The following is a 20,005-nucleotide window of genomic DNA, read 5'->3' on the forward strand; positions in this document are numbered from 1 at the left end:
AATAAATTTGAGACAGCTTCTTAATGTTAGTGTGATTTATTATTTTCAATTAGTTCAACACCAATTCGGTGTTGACAATGATGTCGACATCAGAAGCAACCGCTTCTACACCTGAAGGTAATTTATCATTGTATTTCATGCCGAAATCCTGACGGTTAATTTTTGTTTTAGCTGTAAATCCAGCACGTGTTTTTCCCCAAGGATCCGTAATGATTCCACCGTTTTGTGTTACCTCGAAAGTTACTTTTTTCGTTACATCACGGATCGTCAGATCCGCTATCATCTCATATTTTCCTTTTACTTTCGCATTTTTAAAACTGATAGACTTTAATGTCATTTTAGGGAATTTTTCCGCAGCAAAAAAATCATCGGTCTTCAAGTGGTTGTCACGTGCAGCAATGCGCGTATCGATACTGTTGACGTCGATAGAGAAATTAACTTTGGCATTATTGAAACTTGTTCCTGTTGGGGTTTCAACTGTTCCTTCTACCTTAGTAAATTCACCATCAACAAAGCTGATACCAAGGTGTTTTACATCAAATCTTGCGTTGGTATGTGCAGGGTCTGCAGACCATTTTACTTGTGCCACAGCAACATTAACCATTAATACTGCTACTGCCAGAATTTGGAAAAATTTATTCATCTTATTTTCTTTTTTTATTTATCTAACCTTCAAAAGTTCAAATTGTTTGTTTGAACAAGCTTCTGCAAAGGTGGGATAAACAGACAAAGAAAAAATTGATGTAGGTCAAGAATTTCGATTCGGCTTTAAGATCTGCCTTTTTAGGCGGCTAAGAAACTCCTGCGTAACACCAAGATAGGAGGCTAATTGCATATTGGAGATCCTCGGATAGATTTTAGGGTACCTTTTGATGAAATCCAGATAGCGTTCCTGTGCAGTGAAACCTATGCTCGAGATAATACGGTGCTGCGATGCGATTTGCGCACGTTGTGCCATAATCCTGGAGAGTTTCTCGAAGATGGGATGATCTTCGTAAAGTTTGTCCTTAGCCTTTTTTGAAAGGGTCAGGACGACGGAGTTTTCCAGGGCCTGAATGTTTTGGAGGGCCGGCTCCTGATAATTGAAGCTGGCAATATCACCGATCCACCAATCTTCAATTGCAAACTGTAGGATATGTTCAATCCCATCGGCGGTGACATAGAATGATTTAAATAAACCGCTGATTACGTATGCTTCATGGTGGCATACCTCGCCTGCCCGGAGAAAGTATTCTTTTTTCTTTATTTTCCGTACCTGATAACGTGAGACGATGTCATTTAGTTCTTCCTCAGTGACATCAATACGCTGTTTTACAAATTCCCTGAATTGTTCCATTTGGCTGTAAAATACGAATTTTTTGCCATGCTAATTGAATAAGTTGTCCAATTCCTATCAATTCTAAGGTAAAATAATTCAGTTGCAGGGGATTTCTTGCATTCAATTTTGTCAACACGGTGATAAAATCTACATCTTGGTGTAATATTTGACCGGATATTCGCAAAATTCAGATAGTTTGATCAATAATTGGTATCTTTTGTCAGATTTAAAATATTTGAATTGCTATAACTATAAAAGTGTCTCATGAAGTTTGTCGCCCCCAACACCCTTGAAAATGATAAGGTCGTATTACGCATCATCGAACCAACGGATTTTGATACGCTGTATCAGGTTGCCAAAGATCCCCTGATCTGGGAACAGCATCCCAATAAGGATCGCTGGAAGGAAGAGGTTTTTCAGGGATTTTTTGAAGGGGCCTTGGAAAGTAAGGCTGCTTATTTGATCCTGGATAAGGAAAGTGGAGCCTGCATTGGGAGCACCCGGTACTATGGACTTGATGAGGCGGAAAAATCTATTTTTGTTGGATATACGTTTTATGCCCGTGCGTATTGGGGGGCAGGAATTAATCCCTTGGTCAAAGAGATGATGTTTGACTTTGCCTTCAACTTTGTGGATCGAATCTATCTGCATGTGGGGGCAGAAAACTATCGTTCTCAGAAGGCCGTGGAACGTTTGGGCGCTATTAAAGTGGCCGAAAAGATGGTCAGCTATGTAAATGAGCCAGAACGTAAAAATTTTGAATACGCATTGGAAAAATCCGCTTGGCGGCGGATCAAGAGATAAAGCCTTATTATCCCTTGATGCCGCTAAGTATACTGCCGATAATGACGGTTAATACAATCAATGTAATGATGATATAAAGTCTGTCCTTTTCGATTACAAAACCAAACAGTGAACCAATCACCCGTACGATAGGTGTACAAATCAATAAAAGAACACCCAGCTGTATAACTTGGGGAATATTTCGGCTAAATGCCCCCGAAATAATTCCAGTAATTGTTGTATTGGAATTCCCTTCACCGACAAAATCTCGATAATTCGGTACGGTGTCCTGTCCATGAACAATCAGGTAGAAGATACCGCCGAGAATAAGAATAGAGGAAGCCAATATAACGCCTATTCTTAAAATTTGTCCTACCAACAGTGAGATGTCTTTGTCTCCCCAATAGTGTTTCGAAAATACTTGTTTCATTTTGAGTAATTAGGTCCTTCATTGCCTAGCGGAAGGACGTTACAAACTTAAAATCCTAAATCTGGTAAGCTACCGTTTTTAGAATTTATGCTGGAATCCGTTGAAGATCATTTCCAAGGCCACCAAAGTAATAGCGACGGCGAAAATGATACGTAAAGTCTTTGGGTTCATGCGCTTTAAGAGTTTGGATCCTGTAATGGCACCGCATAATACACCCAGGATAACCGGAAAAGCAATACCTGGATCCATATATCCTCTTTGTAAATAGACCACTGCAGAAGCAGCTGCGGTGACACCGATCATAAAGTTGCTCGTTGTCGTACTGACTTTAAATGGAATTTTCATCATGCTGTCCATCGCGAGTACTTTAAGGGAGCCCGAACCAATGCCTAATAATCCGGAAAGTATTCCTGCAACCCCCATCAAAGAGAAGCCGCCGACGACGTTGGTCAGCTTATACGGGATCAATTTTCCATCAGCAGGGTAGGTGCTATTCAGTTTCAATTTTTCAGCCAAAGCAGAACCGCCGGATAGCGCATGTTCGTTTTTCTTCCGTATAGTCATTGCTGCGGAGAAGATCAGTACAATACCAAAAATGATTGCAATGGTATTCGTCGGCATGTAAATGGCGATGACAGCCCCGATAACAGCACCAATCGTGGTCGCTATTTCTAAAAACATGCCAAGCCGGATGTTGGTGATGCCTTCTTTGACATAGGCTGTGGCTGCACCGGATGATGTCGCTATGGAAGCCAACAAGGCCGCTCCAATGGCATAACGGATGTCAACATGAAACAGAAGAGTCAATAAAGGGATGACAACGACCCCTCCGCCTAAGCCTGTCAGGGATCCTAAGAGTCCTGCTACAAAAGCACCCAGGAGAAGGATGATTGTAAAGGTGAGAATAGTCATAAATATGTGTTTGTTTGTGTGATCCAAAAAACAGCAGCTGTTTAATGGAAGGTAATTTGTTGTAAACTTAAGGGCTTTTTATTGCTTTTGAAACTTTAAACCTGGAATAGATACAAATGTTACATCAAAAGTATTATCAAAAAAATGGTACTGCCTGTCGCTTCACAGCCTGAGGCAGTACCGATGACCTTTATTGGTCTAAGTATATAGTATATAAAATATGGACAATATTATTCAGCTATTGTTTGTTGTACCTTTTCTTTTCTGTTGAAGATATCGTAGATGATTGGGAATACCAACAATGTCAATATCGTCGCTGAGATTAATCCGCCAATGATGACGATCGCCAAAGGTTTCTGTGATTCCGAACCTATACCGGTCGATAATGCAGCCGGCAACAGCCCGATGGAAGCCATGAGTGCCGTCATGACCACAGGTCGTGTTCGCGATTTTACACCTTTATAAATTGATTGGTCATTGGGTAGGCCTTCCTTCTTATTCTGATGGAATTCTGAGATCAGGATAACACCATTCTGGATACAGATCCCGAATAATGCGATCATACCTACCCCTGCCGAGATTCCAAAATTCATACCCGTCACGTGCAAGGCGATAATTCCACCGATCAGTGCAAAAGGAACGTTAGCCAACACGAGCAGCGAATCCTTGATATTTCCGAATAGAATAAACAATAGAAAGAAGATGACGATCAAACTGATCGGTACAACCTGTGCTAGGCGGTGTGTCGCACGCTGCTGATTTTCAAATTGTCCAGTCCAGCCAATAGAATATCCTTCCGGAAGCTTAATTTTACTTACTTTTTGTTGTGCTTCAGCTATGGTGCTTCCTAAGTCACGGTCACGGATGGAAAATTTGATGCCGATATAACGTTTGATGTTGTCGCGATAGATAAAAGCAGCACCATTATCTTTTTCAATGGTCGCGATACTTTTCAACGGAATTAATGTGCCATCACCACATGGAACCATCAGCTGTGCAATATCCTTTTCTGTTTTCCGATATTCGGGCGCATAACGCAGTCGAATGTTGAATTTGCGCTCACCATCGTATAAAATGGAAGCGGTCTTTCCGCCAAAGGCCATTTCCAGTACCGCCTGTGCATCTGCTGGCAGGACATTGAATGCCGCCATACGGGTCCGATCCAATACCACACTAACTTCAGGTTGGCCGATATTTAAGATGATACCAGGTTCTTTAATACCTTGAATACCTTTGACCTGTGCATAAACTTCTTTCGCCAGGCGGTCTAAGGTCGCGAGGTTATCGCCAAAGATCTTGATGCCGTTTTCGGCCTTGAAACCAGCAACGGCTTCAGCAACATTATCCGAGATAGGCTGCGAATAGTTATAGGTGATCCCCTGGAATTGTTTGAGTTTATGGTCCATCTCTTCAATCAGCTGATCCATGGTGATTTTACGTGTCCATTCCTCTTTAGGTTTTAGGGCCACAGCAAACTGAACAAAGCCAAACCCATTGGGGTCGGTACCGTCGTTGCTTCGTCCAGTTTGGGAAAGTACGCCGGTGACCTCAGGAAAAGTTTCTAAAGTACCCTTTAACAGTTTGGTTGTTTTAACCGATTCACGTAATGAAGTGCTCATGGGCATCTCGGCAGTAACCCAAAGGGAACCTTCATTTAATGTCGGTAAAAACTCTGTCCCTAAAAATTTTGCAGAAAATAAGATTGCAGCTAGTAAAGTAATTGCAACGATCATACTCAGACGCTTGTTTCGGAATGTAAATCCAAAACCTTTGGCGACAATTCTATTCCAGAATTCAACAAATGGATTGTGGCGTTCTTTTACATTTTTATTGAGCAGAATATGCGATAAAGCCGGAACGAGTGTCAAGGTAAACAGTAATGCACCCAGCAAAGCAAAACCCAGGGTAAAGGCTAGTGGCGAAAACATCTTTCCTTCTACTTTTTGGAAGGAGAATATGGGCATCAAGGAGGTGATGATAATCAGCTTGGAGAAAAAGATTGCTTTTCCCAAACCTGTTCCTGTCTGTTTGATCCAGCCGGCTTTGGCCATTTTGTTGAATTTCTCCATACCCAGCTTATGAGCCTGGTGATCCAACATGACAAATATCCCTTCCACCATGACCACGGCACCGTCGATGATAATACCAAAGTCTACTGCACCCAAAGAAAGCAGGTTGGCGTTCATACCAGCTAGTTTAATACATAGAAAAGCAAAAAGTAAGGCGAGGGGGATAATGATAGAAACGATGACCGTCGTGCGCCAGTCTGCCATAAAGAGCAATACCATCAAGGTGACGAGGACAATACCTTCAATCAAGTTGTGCATAACGGTATGGGTCGTGAAATCCATGAGATTGTCACGGTCATAGAAGGTTTGCATTTTGACATCTTTGGGAAGGATTTTGTTGTTGAGCTCGTCTATTTTCGCTTTTACAGCGGTCAAGACCTCTCTTGGATTTTCGCCTTTCCGCATCACGATGGTTCCTGCTACCACATCATCATTCTTACCAAAACCAGCTTGGCCCACCCGAGGCATTGCGCTTTCTCTTACCTCGGCTACATTTTTAACAAAGACCGGATTTCCCTTTTGGTTGATTACCGTGATGTTTTCGATATCATTGATCGAGTTGACCAAACCAATACCGCGTACGACGTAGGACTGGCCACTTTTTTCGATGACATCTCCACCGACGTTCAGGTTACTTTTGCTGACAGCATCAAATACCTGTAACGGGGTCAGATTAAATTTGTCGAGTTTGATGGGGTCGGTACTTATTTCGTAAACCAAATCCTGTCCACCAAAAACGTTGATATCGGCTACACCAGGTACACCACGCAAAGCGCGGTCAATGACCCAGGTCTGCAAAGTAAGGAGGTCGCGCGAATTGCGTTGATCGCTATGCAATGTATAACGGAAGATTTCGCCTGTAGGGCCGTAGGGGGGTTGTACTTCAGGGTCGACATTGTCTGGCAGGCTCACAGACCGCATGAGGTTGTTGACCTGATTGCGGGCAAAAGTGTCGTCTACACCATCATCAAAGATGATTTTAACAATAGAAAGGCCAAACATGGTGGTGCTCCGTATGCTAGTTCTCTTTTGGACTGGACTCATGCCCAGTTCGATTGGTGTCGTTACGAAGCGTTCGACTTCCTCCGCACTCCTTCCGTTCCACTGGGTAATGATGGTTATTTGTGTATTGGTCACATCGGGAAATGCCTCAATGGGCATGCTTTTAAAGCTAATGAAACCAGCAATAGCCAAAATACCGACCCAAATAAAGGTAAACGCTTTATTTTTAATGGAAAAGGCGATGATATTTTTAATGAATTTGTTCATTCGTGTAAATGCTAAGACCGATTAATTATTCAATGCTCTATAGATCAAAAGTTTATTGTTGACAACAACTTTTTCACCTTCCTGTAGCCCCGTAGCCATGTAAGTTGTTCCTTCGTTTTGTTTGATCGGCAATATTTCGCGAATCTTAATATCATTTTGGGATTTATAGATCAATACGAAATATTTGTTTTGATCGAAAATGACCGCATCAGAAGGAACTGCGAGCGCTTCCGTATTGGAGCGATGCAACACTTTAATGGTCGCTTTACTATCCGGAATAAGTAAACCATCCTTGTTGTCTAGCACCACGCGTGCCTGCATTGAATTCGTTTGGGGATCGATGATCTTAAAGATTTTATCAATACTGCCCTGGAATTTTTTGTCGGGGTAGCTCAGGGTAGACACAATAGCCGGCATGCCCATACTAATCTTGTCGATATCCGTTTCGTTGACGTTAAGAATTGCCCATACATCTTTTGTATTGGCCACATCAAAGATGTTGTCGCTGCGGTCACTACGCAACTGCATGTCCTTATTGATGTTCTTTTGGACGATGTAGCCATCGATTGGAGATACGACCGAATAAATATTACCTGTACGCACATTGTAGATCTGACTGACGGCCTCTGAACGACGTAGTTGCTCTTTGGCTTTGGTTAATTGCCCCTTTGCTTCCAGCATGTCTTTGTCTGTACTCAGTTTACCATTATACATGTCTTCGGCCACACGGTAGTTTTTCTCGGCGAGTAACACATCGGTTCTAGCATCGGAAAGATCCTTTTGTATACCGGCAACTTCCGTACTTCTGATTGTTGCCAATACCTGACCTTTATGGACATAATCACCCAGAGAAACATTAACGGAGACCACATTCCCCCCAACGAGCGGGAAAATATCAATGTAATTGTTTTGATCGGCCGATATCTTTCCAAAGAAGTTGAGTTCTTCGGTCACATTTTCTTTTTTTACCGTAGCAAAACTTGTCGATTTAAGCATCGTCTCACTAATTTCGAAACCTTTGACAATGGCTGCATTATCTGTTTCTTTATGATTTTGGCAAGAGTAAAGTAGTACTAATGCCACAGCGGCTATAAGAAGTTTTTTAGTTGACATGAGTTGAATTAAATATGGAATTTTGAGCCAGGTAGTTTAATTGTTCGGCGTTGAGAATAATTTCCTTTTTCATATCGTATAGCTTAAGAATGGATATGCGATAGCTGTCCATAAAATCCGTGAACTCAACTAGAGAAATATTCCCTTTTTTAAAATTATTGAATATGCCATCATAGACCACAGCGATGTTATGCAGGTCGTCTGGTGTGATAGTAAAATATTGGGTATATTGATTTTCCCAGGACTGATAGTTTGAACGGATCTGTGATTCCAGCAGCTGCCGTTGGACTTCAATATTTTTCTTTGCCTCTTCTTCGGCGTATTTCGCTTTGATCACATTTCCTTTATTTTGTTTCCACAACGGGATCGGAATGGCGGCTGTGACATTGAGCTCATTGCGGAATACACCTCCATTTTGGCTGTAGGAAAGACCAAGGTTGATATCCGGTGTGTTTAAAGACTGTTGCCATCTGGTAAATAACTGTGCGCTTTCCGAGATCTTCAAGGCAAATTGATAATCGGCATTGTTTTCCAAGGCCAATTGGTAGATGTTTTCCAAAGGCATTGTTGGCTTTACGGCAAGTTCCTGATCTGCTTCTTGATCTGTTAACTTTGGTAATACATCTTCCTGACTGGAAATAAGCACACGTAATTGCTGCTGTAGATTGATACTATTATTAATTGCTGTCGTTTTTTCGTTGTTGAGATCAATGGCCATTGTTTGAAGGCGAACCTGATCTTTTAAAGAAACGTTTCCTTTTTTCCCTTGCTCTTTATAAGCGGCGAGCAGATTATTGAGGTAATCCAGCTGAATTTTAATATCGGCCAACTTATGTTGCTCAAAGTAAAGGGAGTAGAAAGTTGTACGCAGCTGGGCGCGAAGGCTTGCCAGCAATTGGCTAAATTGTAGCTTAGCAAGTTCAACATTTGATTTGGCAAATTCAACTTCATTCTTCTTTTTTCCACCGAGATAAATCAATTGGGATACACTTGCTTCCTTGGATTGACCAATATGAAATGTTTTTTTGTTCTGTGGGTCGTAGGCATTGGCAGACAGTTCCAACTGTGGCAGATCCCATATTTTGGCTTGTATGACGTCTGCCTCGGCTTGACTGATGTCATATTGTTGCGCGAGTAGGGAGAGATTACTTTTAATAAAAGCCTCTTCGCATTCTTGAAGCGTCATCTTTTTTCCCGAGATCTCACTTTGCTTTATTCCAAATGTACTTTCATGAATGCTCAAGTAATCTGCCTGTGGTGGTTTTTGTTGAGCAAAAGCCATGCTATTGCAAAGCAATAAAAATATAAGGGGTGTCTTTGTCATGTGTTTCAAAACTTATGTAACAAAATAACTGGTCGAAGATTAAAGACCCCTTAATAAATGCTTAAAAAAAGCTTAAAAAAGCATGTTTTTCAGATCGGCGGATAGCTATGGATAGGTATAATAATATATGCGTTTATTGCTCATAGACTTGACATTGTCTACCGCACTTAAGCAACTATACTTCCCGGTTCGGAAACAATTTAAATAGTAATACAAAAGTATGCGTAGATTGTTTTAGATCGGCCTGATATGCTATTGTTGCTTGATGCGATTGCATGATACGCTGAACGATACGTAACCCTAGGCCCGATCCTGTTGTTTCACTTGCGTTTTCACCGCGGCTGAATGCATCAAAAATTCGTTTTTGGTCGATTGTACTCAAGGCCGGGCCAGTATTGCTGACAAGCACTTTAAGTTCCCACGTTGATTCTACAATCATTACTTTTACCTCCTTGGTATCGGAATAAAGCGCGGCATTTTTAAATAAATTCACAAAAGCGATTTCAATCAATTGAGCAGAACAGAAAATACTCAGTTTGGGATCTTCGATTCCGCCAATTGAAAAATCCAGTTGTAGGTCGGGGAATACCTTGGCTACCTTTTCATAAGCCGTAAAGATAATTTCATCAATTCTTTCCTCCGCATAAGTCATTTTCAAACGCTCGGAGTCGAATTTTGAAAGTAACATCAACGAATCGGTTACCTCCGAAAGATGTAAGGTTTCTTTGGATATATTACGCAATACCTGCCTTACTTCTTCGCTCAACTGATTCTGATGATAAAGGTTCTCCAGCTGGAAGGACATTCGGGCAAGCGGTGTTCGCAATTCATGAGAGGCGCTGGAATTAAATTCTTTCTGCGATTCGAAAGCAGCCGAAAGCCGTAGCAGCATGGTGTTAAATGCTCGGGTTAGTACAGCAATCTCATCTGTTTTACCGGTATACTCGACAGGTTTGGTCAGTTTGCTGGCATTGATCTGGGTGATATTATCTTTTAATTTATCGAGTGGGATCAATAAACGTTGGATAAGGTTATAACTGAATATCCAGACCAGCACAGCGCTCAGTACAAATAATATGGTTAGGACGAGCGCCAGATGATCCATTTTTTCATTCCCGGAGTAATCCTGTGCTTTTACGATAATATAATAAGGTAAACCGTTGATGCGGTAATATTTGGCCAAGGTTTCGTATTGATCCTGATAGTAGAAAATCTGTTTTTCCTGATTTAGCCGATTGACAATCGAGGCATTCCAGGTAATGGTCTGATCATTTACGGTGCTGAAGACCAGTTGTTTGTTTTTGTCAAGGATGATCACATCTTCATAGAAGAGGCCATCTTCGTCATCGTGGAAATAGTTTTTGTAAGACTGACGGTTGAAATAAGGATTACTGGCGATGTAATGGGAGATATTATCCAATTTATCAATCAGTCGCTGGCGAAATTGATCTTTCCGAAAATCGAAACTAGCATAGTAGATAATCAACATCGCCATACCGAAAAGGACGGAGAATGCAATGCTAAAGCTAATCGCTATCTTCTTTTTTAAATTCATTTTTCTGCCGATAGGTAATAACCAAATCCAGGCCTTGTATGGATTAGTTTATTTTCAAAGTTTTTATCAATTTTCTTTCGTAAAAAGTTGATGTAAACTTCAATTGTATTCTGTGTTGTTTGAAATTGGTTTTGCCATACTTCCTCCGAAATATGTTGCTTGGATAAGGTGCGGCCCTTTGCCTGCGCTAAGATAAGCAGCAGTTGAAATTCTTTTTGAGTAAGATTAATTTCTTCATTTGCACGTAGTACACGGGCCTCATCAGGATAAATGATCAGATCATCGACTACCCATGTTTTTGTTTCATTGCTTTCGCTATGTTGTTGTCGACGCAGTAGGGAATAGATCCGCATCAGTAACTCATCTAAAACAAAAGGTTTGACCAAATAGTCATCCGCGGCCCGGAGAAATGCCTCCTTTTTATCATCTATATCGTCGTATGCTGAGAGAATAATAATTGGGGTAAAGGCGTCATGGCTTCTTATCTTTTTACAAATCTCCAGTCCATTGATTTTGGGCACGTTGATATCCAATAGATAAAAACCATATTTTTTCTGGTGTGTTTTGGCCAAAAACTCAATTCCATCAAAGGCTTGATCACAGGTAAAACCCTGGCTTAACAGAAAAGAGCGAATCTCCTTAGAGAGTACCTTGTCGTCTTCGAGCAGCAAAATGTCCACCATATGTATATCTGTTGTGTTTTCGTAAAAATAAACAAATTTTTGTCATCCTATCAAGGAGATATTTTCTGAGCGCTTAATTTGGTAACATAAGATTTACACGAAGAAATATGAAACAAAAAGAAATCTAAGTAGATTCAAATCGAAATTATAAATAAGTATTATGGAAAGCAGAAGAGAATTCCTCCGAAAGACCCTACTATTTTCGGGAGCAGCAGGTATTGCCAGCTTTATGCCCGCATCGATCCAGAAAGCCTTTGCGATAGACCCTGCCCCAGGAAGCAGTTTTTTAGATGCCGAGCATATTGTCATCCTGATGCAGGAGAACCGCTCCTTTGACCATACGCTAGGTAGTCTTTCGGGAGTTCGGGGGTTTAATGATCCCCGTTCGATACGTTTACCAAACGGTTTACCCGTCTGGTATCAAACGGATAAAGCGGGAAAAACTTATGCTCCTTTTCGATTAAATCTGAAAGAAAGTAAAGTGACCTGGATGGGTTCGCTTCCACATAGTCGAGCAAGCCAGGTGGATGCCTTTAACCAAGGACGTTACGATCATTGGCTGTTATCGAAGCAATCAGGGAATAAACAATATGCGGCGATGCCACTGACATTGGGATACTTTACACGGGAAGATCTACCTTTTCATTATGCCTTAGCGGATGCTTTTACAGTATGTGACCAGAATTTTTGCTCGGGCATGACAAGCACGACGCCTAACCGTTCCTTTTACTGGACGGGTAAGATTACAGAGATGAAAGATGGTCTGCAAAAAGTGAATATTCGGAACGATGACTTTGGCTATGGTAAAATGACCTGGGCAACTTTTCCGGAATTGCTTGAAAAGAACGGCATTAACTGGCGTTTCTATCAAAATGAGACCAGCTGTGGCGGAGGTTTTTCTGGACAGGAAAGAGCATGGTTATCCAATTTTGGGTGTAATCTACTGGAGTTTTTTCAGGCTTATCAAGTTAAATTTAAGGAGAACTATATCAGAAGCCTGGAAACACAGGTTCGGGATTTGCCCATGCAGATTTCTAAGTTGGAAGAGAAGTCACCTTCTTCCGAGGAACAAGCAGAAAAGATACGCGCTGATATTCGCAAAAAAAGTGAAGCACTGGAGCGAGCTGAGACCGAACTAAAGGAATTCAATGCAAACAATTATAACAAGCTAAGTGATTTTACGAAATCATTAAATGAGCGGGCGTTTACGGTAAACAAGGGGGATAAAAATTACAGGTCGCTTGATACCTTACGTTTTAAGACACAGGGAAAAAAAAGCACGCTGGAAGTCCCTAAAGGAGATATTCTTTATCAATTCCGTAAAGACGTTGATACCGGGAAACTGCCTGCCGTATCCTGGTTGGCCGGTCCGCAGAATTTTTCGGACCACCCGAGTGCGCCCTGGTATGGAGCTTGGTATGTATCTGAAGTCTTAGATATCTTAACGAAGAACCCCGAAGTTTGGAAAAAAACAATTTTTATCATTACCTATGATGAAAACGATGGTTACTACGACCATGTTAAACCTTTTCTGGTGCCAGATTTAAAGAAGAAAGATACAGGTGCATGTTCTCCAGGGATCGATACGGAGGTGGAGATGGTTCGTTTAGAAAATGAGCTAAAACAGGGGATTCCTAAAAAACAGGCACGCGAAGGGGCTGTGGGCCTAGGTTTTCGTGTTCCCATGTATATTGCGTCGCCTTGGTCGCGCGGTGGTAAGGTCTGCTCTCAGGTATTTGATCATACCTCTACTTTGCAATTTTTGGAATCTTTCTTTAATAAAAAGCTGAACAAGAATCTGCATTTGGAAAACATCAGTGCATGGCGTAGAACAATCTGTGGGGATTTAACAAGCGCCTTTACACCTTTTACGCAGCAAAAGGAACAACTTCCTTTTCTTGATCGGGATCAATATATCGAAACGATATACAATGCGCAGTTCAAAGAAGACCCGCGAGGCTTTGTTGAGGTTAAGGATCCTGATCTAGCAACTAAAAACGGATGGATTCCGGGATTTGACCGAATACAGGAGCGGGGGATTCGTAAATCCCTGCAATTGCCTTATGCGCATGATGCGGTGGGCTATGTGAAAGATGGACAGTTTCATCTGGCGATGACTGTAGACAACAAGTTTTTCGGAAAAAAGACTTCCGGTACAGCTTTCAACGTGTATAGTCCGTTGGAATATCGTGATGAACAGGGGCAAAGTGAAACCTACCGCAATTGGAATTTTGCGGTGAAGGCCGGTGATCGTTTGACATATCAGTGGGACCTGGCACGATTTGCAGGAGACCGCTATGCTTTTGAATTACATGGTCCAAATGGTTTTTATCGAAAATTTTCTGGACAGAAAGGAGCTGTGGCGCTAGCGGCAACCGTTTCTCCGGAGCTCAAAGCGCTGACTCAGGCGGCAACAGGAAAATTGCAATTGAAACTCGGGAACAATAGCGACCAGCGGGTAACCGTAGTTGTCGAGAGCCTTAGCTATGGAAAATATGCCGTAACGAAAGAAATCGCTCCCGCCGAAGAAGTGCCACTGATCCTCGATGTTGAAAGGCAAGGGAATTGGTATGATATTGCTGTACGACTCAAGGAAGACAGCAGCTTCCTCATTCAGCTCGCAGGGCGATTGGAAACAGGTGTCGAGTGTACAACTGATCCATTATTAGCATAACCTATACTTGTTTCCGCAGGAATGGCGGCCAATTCTTTTTGACTGGTCTACCTGCTGTTGCTATATAAGTTTATCAATCGTATCCGGTTGACCTTATTTACAAGCGGACAAATAAGGCCTCCGGATGGTGTTTTTCTATATAACGACGAAGATATAATTCCGTATCAGAACTTATGGTGCGGTCTTTATGAACGGGGAACGTGTTGTAAACCAGGGTGTGTAGATTGATCTTGCGCTTGGCGATAGCTTCCAGACTTAGTAAGGTATGATTGATACTCCCTAATTTTCCGGATGTGACAAAAATAAGAGGATATTGCATTTCTTGGATGTAATCAATAATCAGATAATCTTCTTTTAATGGAACCATCAATCCACCTGCGCCCTCAATAAGCACAGCATCGTAGCGATGGCTTAATGTCAAGCTTGCCTGTCTGATCTTGGTAAAATCAATTTCACGATTATCTAGGCGCGCTGCCAGATGCGGGGAGGCCGGGTAGGTGAAAATCTCCGGCATGGTGATTTTCTGATGATCTTCCACCGTTAATGGGATTTCCATGAGTTGGCGATGCAGGACGATATCTTCGGAAATAGCTGTATTTCCAGTTTGTACCAGCTTTTGAGTAATGGTGCGTATACCACTTGTATTCCATTGTTTCGCGAGGAGGCCAGTAGCATAACTTTTTCCGATCCCGGTGTCTATGCCGGAAACAAAATAGATATTTTCATTCATTGCTATGTTTCTTTTGTTGGTTGTCCGATTGTGGTGATTGGCGTGTTCAGCTGATGTTTTTTTTTGCAATAATATAGATGGGATGGTAGGTTAGCGCTACGCCTTTTTCTGTCCCGTAACGAGCAGTATACTGGTCGCAGAAAGCCCGGAGCGTGCCTTTTGTCCACCGGTGATTTTTTATTCCCGTCACTCCTGTTTGCTTCAGGTGGAGCAGAACTTGTAAAGGGCTTTCAAAGTATAGTTGTAAATGTTCTTCTCGTGCAACGAGGATCGTATAATTCAATGTTAAAAGTTCGGCAATAAGTTCGGATTTAGATCGATAGCTTAGTCCAACATCTGCAGTAGCATTGATCTCGTGCATATTGTCATGACCAAAAGTACTGAAGGCAAGGATACCCGAGTTCGGTAGCGATACATAACAGTTCTCAAAGAAAGCGCGGGGATTGTTGAACCACTGAATCGTAGAGCAGGAAGCGATTAGATTGATATCTTTGGGAAAAGCATAGGTTTCTGCATCAGCACAGCAGAACGTGTGCGGCGAGGTCAAAATATCCATTACTTCGGGCATCATTGCTGGACAGATATCATTTAAAACCATTTTTTGAGGTTTGAGATGCTGTAGCATCAACCGCGAAAAAAGTCCCGTGCCGCAGCCAATTTCCAATACTTTTTGCGGTTTGAGCGGTATGTACTCCTGCATTAAGCTGATCATTTTTTTTGCTATTTCGTACTGAGCCGTCGCTGCCGACTGATAGTTCGGCGCAGCTTTAGAAAAACGGGCCATAATCCTTTGTTTGTCAATCATGATGATCATTTTAAAAGGTGCTTAAATAATTGTTCGGGATAATGCGTAGCGTCAATTATCGTATATGCGGTATCGGACCAGGCACGTTTTTGATTTTCTACGTGGAAGATTCGGTCTTCTTTACCGATATATGCCTGATGCCATTGAAATGCTGTTGCTGATTTTGTACTTGCGGTTTTTTCAATGGCGATGAGCTCTTTGCGAAGGTCTTCGATGTCCCGTTGGGGGGCTCTCTCAAGAAAGCAGTTAAAAAGGTCCTTAGAGCCACACATGCGGAATCTGAATTTTTCCAGTGTTTTATCGCTCAGTGTATCCAATGTTCCTTTGAATAACTGGGCTGGAATTCCTTTTTCGTCATCTATTGGAAATGGTGTTCCATTGATTGCGGTACACGTACTGATGGGGTAATTGCTGTTTTGGAGCTCGGGCAGTACCGTTGCTGCTGCCCATACCCCCATAGACCAGGCGAAAACCTCAATTTCCCGGTATCCTGCGAGCAGACTTTCATCCAACAGTAAATCCGTATAGCTATAGGCAACAATAAGATCTTTGCCCACAGGAGAGTAGTGCAAAAAAGGCTGTTCATCCATGCCCCAGCCTGCAAAAAATAAAAGCAGTTTTTCGTTGGATTTTGGGTGAAGATACTGCCTTGGGAAATTATCGGCTGAAGTGACCCGTTTAGGGGAGATTCTTTTAAGTATCATAAGCTTGCTGCGAGTTGTTTGATCATGGACGATGTCATTGTTGCTGTTAATGAAAGCCGGATTCTTGAAGTTCCTTCTGGTACTGTCGGCGGACGTATGGGAAGTACGTAAAATCCCTTTCGCTGCAGGTCTTCTGCTTTCAGTATCGTTTCCTTATTATCACCGATAATGACTGGTAGAATATGGCTCTCTGACGGACAATTAAAGCCTTTGGCAATTATTTGCTGTTTAAGCAATAGGCTATTTTTGTGCAGCTGTTGGCGCCGGTCAGTGAAGTCGCTTAAGCGTTCCAGAATAAACGCGGTCCATAAAAGGTTGATCGGTGGTAGCGCGGTTGTAAAAACTAGCGTACGAGCCTTATTGATCAAATAATTCTGGATGGGTTCTTTACAGAGCAGGTAGCCACCAAGCGATGCTAGCGCTTTTCCGAAGGTGCCTGTCAGGAAATCAATGTCGGTAATGCAGTGCTGTTCTTCTGCGCAGCCAAGCCCCCGTATTCCGCGTACCCCTACGGCGTGCGCTTCATCGACATAGAGTAAGGTGTTGGGGTAACGCTGTTTTAGACTGACCAGATAGTGGAGGTCAGTGCAATCACCATCCATACTAAAAATACTTTCTGTGACGATGATGATGCGTGTGAAGCGATGGGCATATTTTGCCAATAATTGCGTTAAGTGGGTGTAATCGGAATGGCGGTACCTGTAGCAGGCCGCATTGGACAGTCGGATGCCATCAATTAGGCTTGCGTGGATACCCTTATCGGCGAGAATTAGTGTCTGTGTATCACACACTGCAGGAAGTATGCCTACATTCATATGATAGCCACTGTTAAAGACCAATGCACTCTCCGTGCCAAACATACGGCAGAGCGTTGTTTCCAATTGCGTATAGCCTGCATGGTTTCCTGTGAGTAGACGTGAAGAGGAAGCACTGAATACAGCATTATCCTTTGTCACTGAGTTTAGAAATTCTTGACGAAGTATCTGATCTGTTGCTAGGCCAAGATAATCGTTAGAAGAGAGGTTGTGATGCGCGTTAACATACTCCTGTTCTGCTTTACCCTGCTGTGTGATAAGGGGTAATTTTCGTATATTCCCTTGTTTTTCAAGGGTAAATAATTCGTCTTCAATGCGCTGGATTAAACTGTTTTCACTCATTGGATTGTGCTGATTACGGCTAGTAATGCCTGTGTTAACTTGTGTAGCTCGCCTTCGTTTATGATAAAAGGGGGCATGATATAAATCAGTTTTCCGAATGGCCTAACCCAAATTCCTTCTTCGATAAACCGCTGTTGTATGCGGGATAGATCGACGGAGTTTTTCATCTCGATAACTGCAATTGCACCTAAAATTCTGAGCTTCTCAACTTGGGGCAGCATTGTAGCAGCGCTAAGTTCCCGTCTCAATTGTTGCTCGATTAATGTTACTTTCGCTTTCCAGTCCGTTGCCAACAGTAATTTGATAGAAGCGTGGGCTACAGCGCAAGCCAAGGGGTTGGCCATAAAAGTTGGCCCATGCATAAATGTACCCGGTTTACCGTTGGAGATTGTAGTTGCAACCTGATCTGAAGTGATCACGGCTGATAGCGTCATATAACCTCCGGTCAGAGCCTTACCGATACACATGATATCGGGCACTATTCCGGCATGCTCCCAGGCAAAGAGCTTTCCCGTGCGTCCAAATCCGGTAGCAATTTCATCAAAGATTAATAGCAGCTGATTTTCTTTGCAAAGATGTGCTGCCTGACGCAAGTACTCCGGATGATAAAAACGCATACCACCGGCTCCCTGAACGATAGGTTCGAGGATGAGAGCGGCCAGTTCGTCCTTATGCGAGCAGATCAGGTCTGCTAAGGGTTGAATATCATTGGCATCCCATTCCTGATCAAATCCTATTTTTGGGGCAGGGGCAAAATAGCGTTTGGGTAAAGCATGTTCAAAGATGCGGTGCATGCCAGTAATGGGATCACAGACCGACATCGCGTTCCAGGTATCGCCATGGTATCCCGAACGAATCGTGACAAAGTTTGTTTTATTGGTCTTTTTTTGTGATACCCAGTATTGAGTAGCCATTTTAAGCGCAACTTCCACTGCAACAGAACCCGAATCGGTATAAAATATTTTGTTGAGTGAAGCAGGGGTGATATCAAGCAGTATTTTACCGAGGGCAATTGCTGGTTCGTGTGTAAGTCCGCCAAACATCATGTGTGACATGCTGCTGAGCTGTGCTGTGACCGCAGCGTTCAGGACGGGATGATTGTAGCCATGGATGGCGCACCACCAAGAGGACATACCATCGATAAGTTGCTGCCCATTTTCCAACTCGATTATACAGCCATCTGCCCGTTTAACCTTGTAGGCAGGTAAGGGATTAGTCATGGTTGTATACGGATGCCATAAATGCGCTCTGTCAAAATCATCGATAAGGTCGTGTTGGTTGATTTCTTTTCCTTCCATTATGGTTTGCTGCATAGGGTTTGTTATTTGTCTTGCTGTTTAGCGATGTTACGCTGGATTTTATGTTCTGGTCTTGACCATCTTGGTCTTTCATCAAGATCATGGTAATGCGCCATCTCCGTTGCGATGGTTTCGGGTTGATTTTTTTTCTCGAAAGGCTGCTGTGCCACTAACCCCAGTGTTTTAAACATATCCATATCTTCGTTGATAGCGGGATTGGGCGTGGTGAGGAGTTTGTCGCCCGAGAAAATCGAATTGGCTCCTGCGAAAAAGCATAAAGCTTGTCCCTCTGTACTCATGTTGGTACGCCCTGCAGAAAGGCGAACCTGTGTGGTGGGTAATATAATTCGGGCTGTAGCGACCATGCGTACCATTTCCCATATCGAAACTGCTTCCATGACCTCCATTGGAGTACCGGGTACAGGAACGAGTGCATTGATCGGTACCGATTCGGGTTGTGGAATGAGCGAAGCAAGCGTGACCAACATCGCTGCACGGTCGGCGATACTTTCTCCCATCCCAATAATACCACCGCTACATACCGTTATGTTGGTTTTACGTACATTTTCGATCGTTTGCAGGCGATCATCATAGCTTCTGGTCGAGATAATTTCCTTATAGTAGTCGGCAGAGGAGTCGAGGTTATGGTTGTAGGCGTATAGTCCGGCTTCTGAAAGACGATGTGCCTGGTTTTCGGTCAGCATACCTAGTGTGCAGCAGACTTCCATGTCAAGTCTATTCAATGTGCGGACCATCTCCAGTACATGATCAAACTCAGGGCCATCTTTAACATTACGCCAGGCGGCCCCCATACAGATTCGTGAGCTACCGCCAGCTTTGGCCGCCAGTGCCTGCTCCTTTACCTGCTCTAGGCTCATTAGGCCTTCCGCTTTTACATTCGTATGGTAACGTGCGGCCTGTGGACAATAGGCACAGTCTTCGGGACAGCCACCTGTTTTTATTGAGATCAATGTGGACACTTGTACTTTGTTGGGGTCGTGATATTTCCGATGTATCGATGCCGCTTCATAAAGAAGATCCATTATTGGTTTGTTGTATAAAGCAACAACTTCTTCCTGCGTCCATTGTGGTTTTGTTTCCATATTATTGCTAATTTTTATGCTAAAGTCAGGTCTATTTTGCTTAATGACCATTGGGATTGAGTAATTCAACGCGATTAT

17 protein-coding genes are annotated in these 20,005 nt (G+C 42.7%); 2 read left to right on the top strand and 15 right to left on the bottom strand.

Annotated elements, in window-relative coordinates:
- Window positions 1–49: 49 nt before the first annotated feature.
- The gene (locus tag B3E92_RS09145) at window positions 50–643 is read right to left on the bottom strand and encodes a YceI family protein (protein ID WP_286896349.1); all 594 of its coding nucleotides are present in this window, start codon (window positions 641–643) and stop codon (window positions 50–52) included.
- A 105-nt stretch (window positions 644–748) separates the two neighbouring features.
- Window positions 749–1,336, bottom strand: coding sequence for a Crp/Fnr family transcriptional regulator (locus B3E92_RS09150; RefSeq protein ID WP_070562877.1), 588 nt, complete (start codon window positions 1,334–1,336; stop codon window positions 749–751).
- 246 nt (window positions 1,337–1,582) lie between these two features.
- On the opposite strand from B3E92_RS09150, the gene B3E92_RS09155 reads away from it, so the two are divergent.
- Window positions 1,583–2,122 carry a GNAT family N-acetyltransferase gene (locus B3E92_RS09155; protein WP_046672418.1) on the top strand — a complete coding sequence of 180 codons (540 nt, stop codon included), beginning with the start codon at window positions 1,583–1,585 and terminating at the stop codon, window positions 2,120–2,122.
- Window positions 2,123–2,129: 7 nt separating this feature from the next.
- Here the strand turns inward: B3E92_RS09155 and B3E92_RS09160 are convergent, their stop codons facing one another.
- The 7 genes from B3E92_RS09160 to B3E92_RS09190 form a co-directional block, all read right to left on the bottom strand.
- Complete coding sequence (locus tag B3E92_RS09160; protein WP_070562870.1) at window positions 2,130–2,531, bottom strand: DUF1634 domain-containing protein; 402 nt, start codon at window positions 2,529–2,531, stop codon at window positions 2,130–2,132.
- Between the two features lie 78 nt (window positions 2,532–2,609).
- Window positions 2,610–3,443, bottom strand: a complete 834-nt coding sequence (locus B3E92_RS09165; RefSeq protein ID WP_070562867.1) for a sulfite exporter TauE/SafE family protein — start codon at window positions 3,441–3,443, stop codon at window positions 2,610–2,612.
- 230 nt (window positions 3,444–3,673) lie between these two features.
- The gene (locus B3E92_RS09170) at window positions 3,674–6,781 is read right to left on the bottom strand and encodes an efflux RND transporter permease subunit (RefSeq protein ID WP_286896351.1); all 3,108 of its coding nucleotides are present in this window, start codon (window positions 6,779–6,781) and stop codon (window positions 3,674–3,676) included.
- Between the two features lie 21 nt (window positions 6,782–6,802).
- Window positions 6,803–7,864, bottom strand: coding sequence for an efflux RND transporter periplasmic adaptor subunit (locus B3E92_RS09175; RefSeq protein ID WP_286896354.1), 1,062 nt, complete (start codon window positions 7,862–7,864; stop codon window positions 6,803–6,805).
- A 19-nt stretch (window positions 7,865–7,883) separates the two neighbouring features.
- Window positions 7,884–9,176: a TolC family protein gene (locus B3E92_RS09180; RefSeq protein ID WP_286896357.1), complete on the bottom strand. Its 1,293-nt coding sequence runs from the start codon at window positions 9,174–9,176 to the stop codon at window positions 7,884–7,886.
- A 217-nt stretch (window positions 9,177–9,393) separates the two neighbouring features.
- On the bottom strand, window positions 9,394–10,773 hold the full coding sequence (locus tag B3E92_RS09185; protein WP_286896359.1) for a HAMP domain-containing sensor histidine kinase: 1,380 nt from the start codon (window positions 10,771–10,773) through the stop codon (window positions 9,394–9,396).
- Entirely contained in the window at window positions 10,770–11,456 is a 687-nt protein-coding gene (locus B3E92_RS09190; RefSeq protein WP_204990845.1) for a response regulator transcription factor, read from the bottom strand. The genes B3E92_RS09185 and B3E92_RS09190 overlap by 4 nt, the downstream gene beginning before the upstream one ends.
- A gap of 160 nt (window positions 11,457–11,616) precedes the next feature.
- On the opposite strand from B3E92_RS09190, the gene B3E92_RS09195 reads away from it, so the two are divergent.
- Window positions 11,617–14,130 carry a phosphocholine-specific phospholipase C gene (locus B3E92_RS09195; RefSeq protein ID WP_286896363.1) on the top strand — a complete coding sequence of 838 codons (2,514 nt, stop codon included), beginning with the start codon at window positions 11,617–11,619 and terminating at the stop codon, window positions 14,128–14,130.
- A gap of 97 nt (window positions 14,131–14,227) precedes the next feature.
- On the opposite strand, the gene bioD is transcribed toward B3E92_RS09195, so the two are convergent.
- Genes bioD through bioB form a run of 6 tightly spaced genes read right to left on the bottom strand, consistent with a single transcriptional unit; the run spans window position 14,228 to window position 19,927 of the window.
- The gene (gene bioD / locus B3E92_RS09200) at window positions 14,228–14,929 is read right to left on the bottom strand and encodes a dethiobiotin synthase (RefSeq protein ID WP_286896366.1); all 702 of its coding nucleotides are present in this window, start codon (window positions 14,927–14,929) and stop codon (window positions 14,228–14,230) included.
- Complete coding sequence (bioC, locus tag B3E92_RS09205; RefSeq protein WP_286896367.1) at window positions 14,907–15,665, bottom strand: malonyl-ACP O-methyltransferase BioC; 759 nt, start codon at window positions 15,663–15,665, stop codon at window positions 14,907–14,909. The genes bioD and bioC overlap by 23 nt, the downstream gene beginning before the upstream one ends.
- Before the next feature lie 5 nt (window positions 15,666–15,670).
- Window positions 15,671–16,369, bottom strand: a complete 699-nt coding sequence (locus tag B3E92_RS09210) for a DUF452 family protein (protein ID WP_286896369.1) — start codon at window positions 16,367–16,369, stop codon at window positions 15,671–15,673.
- The gene (locus tag B3E92_RS09215; RefSeq protein WP_286896371.1) at window positions 16,366–17,526 is read right to left on the bottom strand and encodes an 8-amino-7-oxononanoate synthase; all 1,161 of its coding nucleotides are present in this window, start codon (window positions 17,524–17,526) and stop codon (window positions 16,366–16,368) included. The genes B3E92_RS09210 and B3E92_RS09215 overlap by 4 nt, the downstream gene beginning before the upstream one ends.
- Window positions 17,523–18,839, bottom strand: a complete 1,317-nt coding sequence (gene bioA, locus B3E92_RS09220; RefSeq protein ID WP_286896372.1) for an adenosylmethionine--8-amino-7-oxononanoate transaminase — start codon at window positions 18,837–18,839, stop codon at window positions 17,523–17,525. Before bioA ends, B3E92_RS09215 begins: the two co-directional genes overlap by 4 nt.
- 8 nt (window positions 18,840–18,847) lie before the next feature.
- Entirely contained in the window at window positions 18,848–19,927 is a 1,080-nt protein-coding gene (bioB, locus tag B3E92_RS09225; protein ID WP_112375545.1) for a biotin synthase BioB, read from the bottom strand.
- Between the last annotated feature and the right edge of the window lie 78 nt (window positions 19,928–20,005).

This window comes from Sphingobacterium sp. UBA6317, assembly GCF_002440385.1.
GTDB lineage: Bacteria > Bacteroidota > Bacteroidia > Sphingobacteriales > Sphingobacteriaceae > Sphingobacterium > Sphingobacterium multivorum.

What these genes read in the sequence shown, in the direction of transcription:
- B3E92_RS09160 (WP_070562870.1), bottom strand. Translation starts at nt 2,531, where the DNA reads ATGAAACAAGTATTTTCGAAACACTATTGGGGAGACAAAGACATCTCA.
- bioC (WP_286896367.1), bottom strand. Translation starts at nt 15,665, where the DNA reads ATGATTGACAAACAAAGGATTATGGCCCGTTTTTCTAAAGCTGCGCCG.
- B3E92_RS09150 (WP_070562877.1), bottom strand. Translation starts at nt 1,336, where the DNA reads ATGGAACAATTCAGGGAATTTGTAAAACAGCGTATTGATGTCACTGAG.
- B3E92_RS09195 (WP_286896363.1), top strand. Translation starts at nt 11,617, where the DNA reads ATGGAAAGCAGAAGAGAATTCCTCCGAAAGACCCTACTATTTTCGGGA.
- B3E92_RS09190 (WP_204990845.1), bottom strand. Translation starts at nt 11,456, where the DNA reads ATGGTGGACATTTTGCTGCTCGAAGACGACAAGGTACTCTCTAAGGAG.
- bioA (WP_286896372.1), bottom strand. Translation starts at nt 18,839, where the DNA reads ATGCAGCAAACCATAATGGAAGGAAAAGAAATCAACCAACACGACCTT.
- B3E92_RS09185 (WP_286896359.1), bottom strand. Translation starts at nt 10,773, where the DNA reads ATGAATTTAAAAAAGAAGATAGCGATTAGCTTTAGCATTGCATTCTCC.
- B3E92_RS09155 (WP_046672418.1), top strand. Translation starts at nt 1,583, where the DNA reads ATGAAGTTTGTCGCCCCCAACACCCTTGAAAATGATAAGGTCGTATTA.
- bioB (WP_112375545.1), bottom strand. Translation starts at nt 19,927, where the DNA reads ATGGAAACAAAACCACAATGGACGCAGGAAGAAGTTGTTGCTTTATAC.
- B3E92_RS09180 (WP_286896357.1), bottom strand. Translation starts at nt 9,176, where the DNA reads ATGGCTTTTGCTCAACAAAAACCACCACAGGCAGATTACTTGAGCATT.
- B3E92_RS09215 (WP_286896371.1), bottom strand. Translation starts at nt 17,526, where the DNA reads ATGAGTGAAAACAGTTTAATCCAGCGCATTGAAGACGAATTATTTACC.
- B3E92_RS09170 (WP_286896351.1), bottom strand. Translation starts at nt 6,781, where the DNA reads ATGAACAAATTCATTAAAAATATCATCGCCTTTTCCATTAAAAATAAA.
- B3E92_RS09165 (WP_070562867.1), bottom strand. Translation starts at nt 3,443, where the DNA reads ATGACTATTCTCACCTTTACAATCATCCTTCTCCTGGGTGCTTTTGTA.
- B3E92_RS09210 (WP_286896369.1), bottom strand. Translation starts at nt 16,369, where the DNA reads ATGATACTTAAAAGAATCTCCCCTAAACGGGTCACTTCAGCCGATAAT.
- B3E92_RS09145 (WP_286896349.1), bottom strand. Translation starts at nt 643, where the DNA reads ATGAATAAATTTTTCCAAATTCTGGCAGTAGCAGTATTAATGGTTAAT.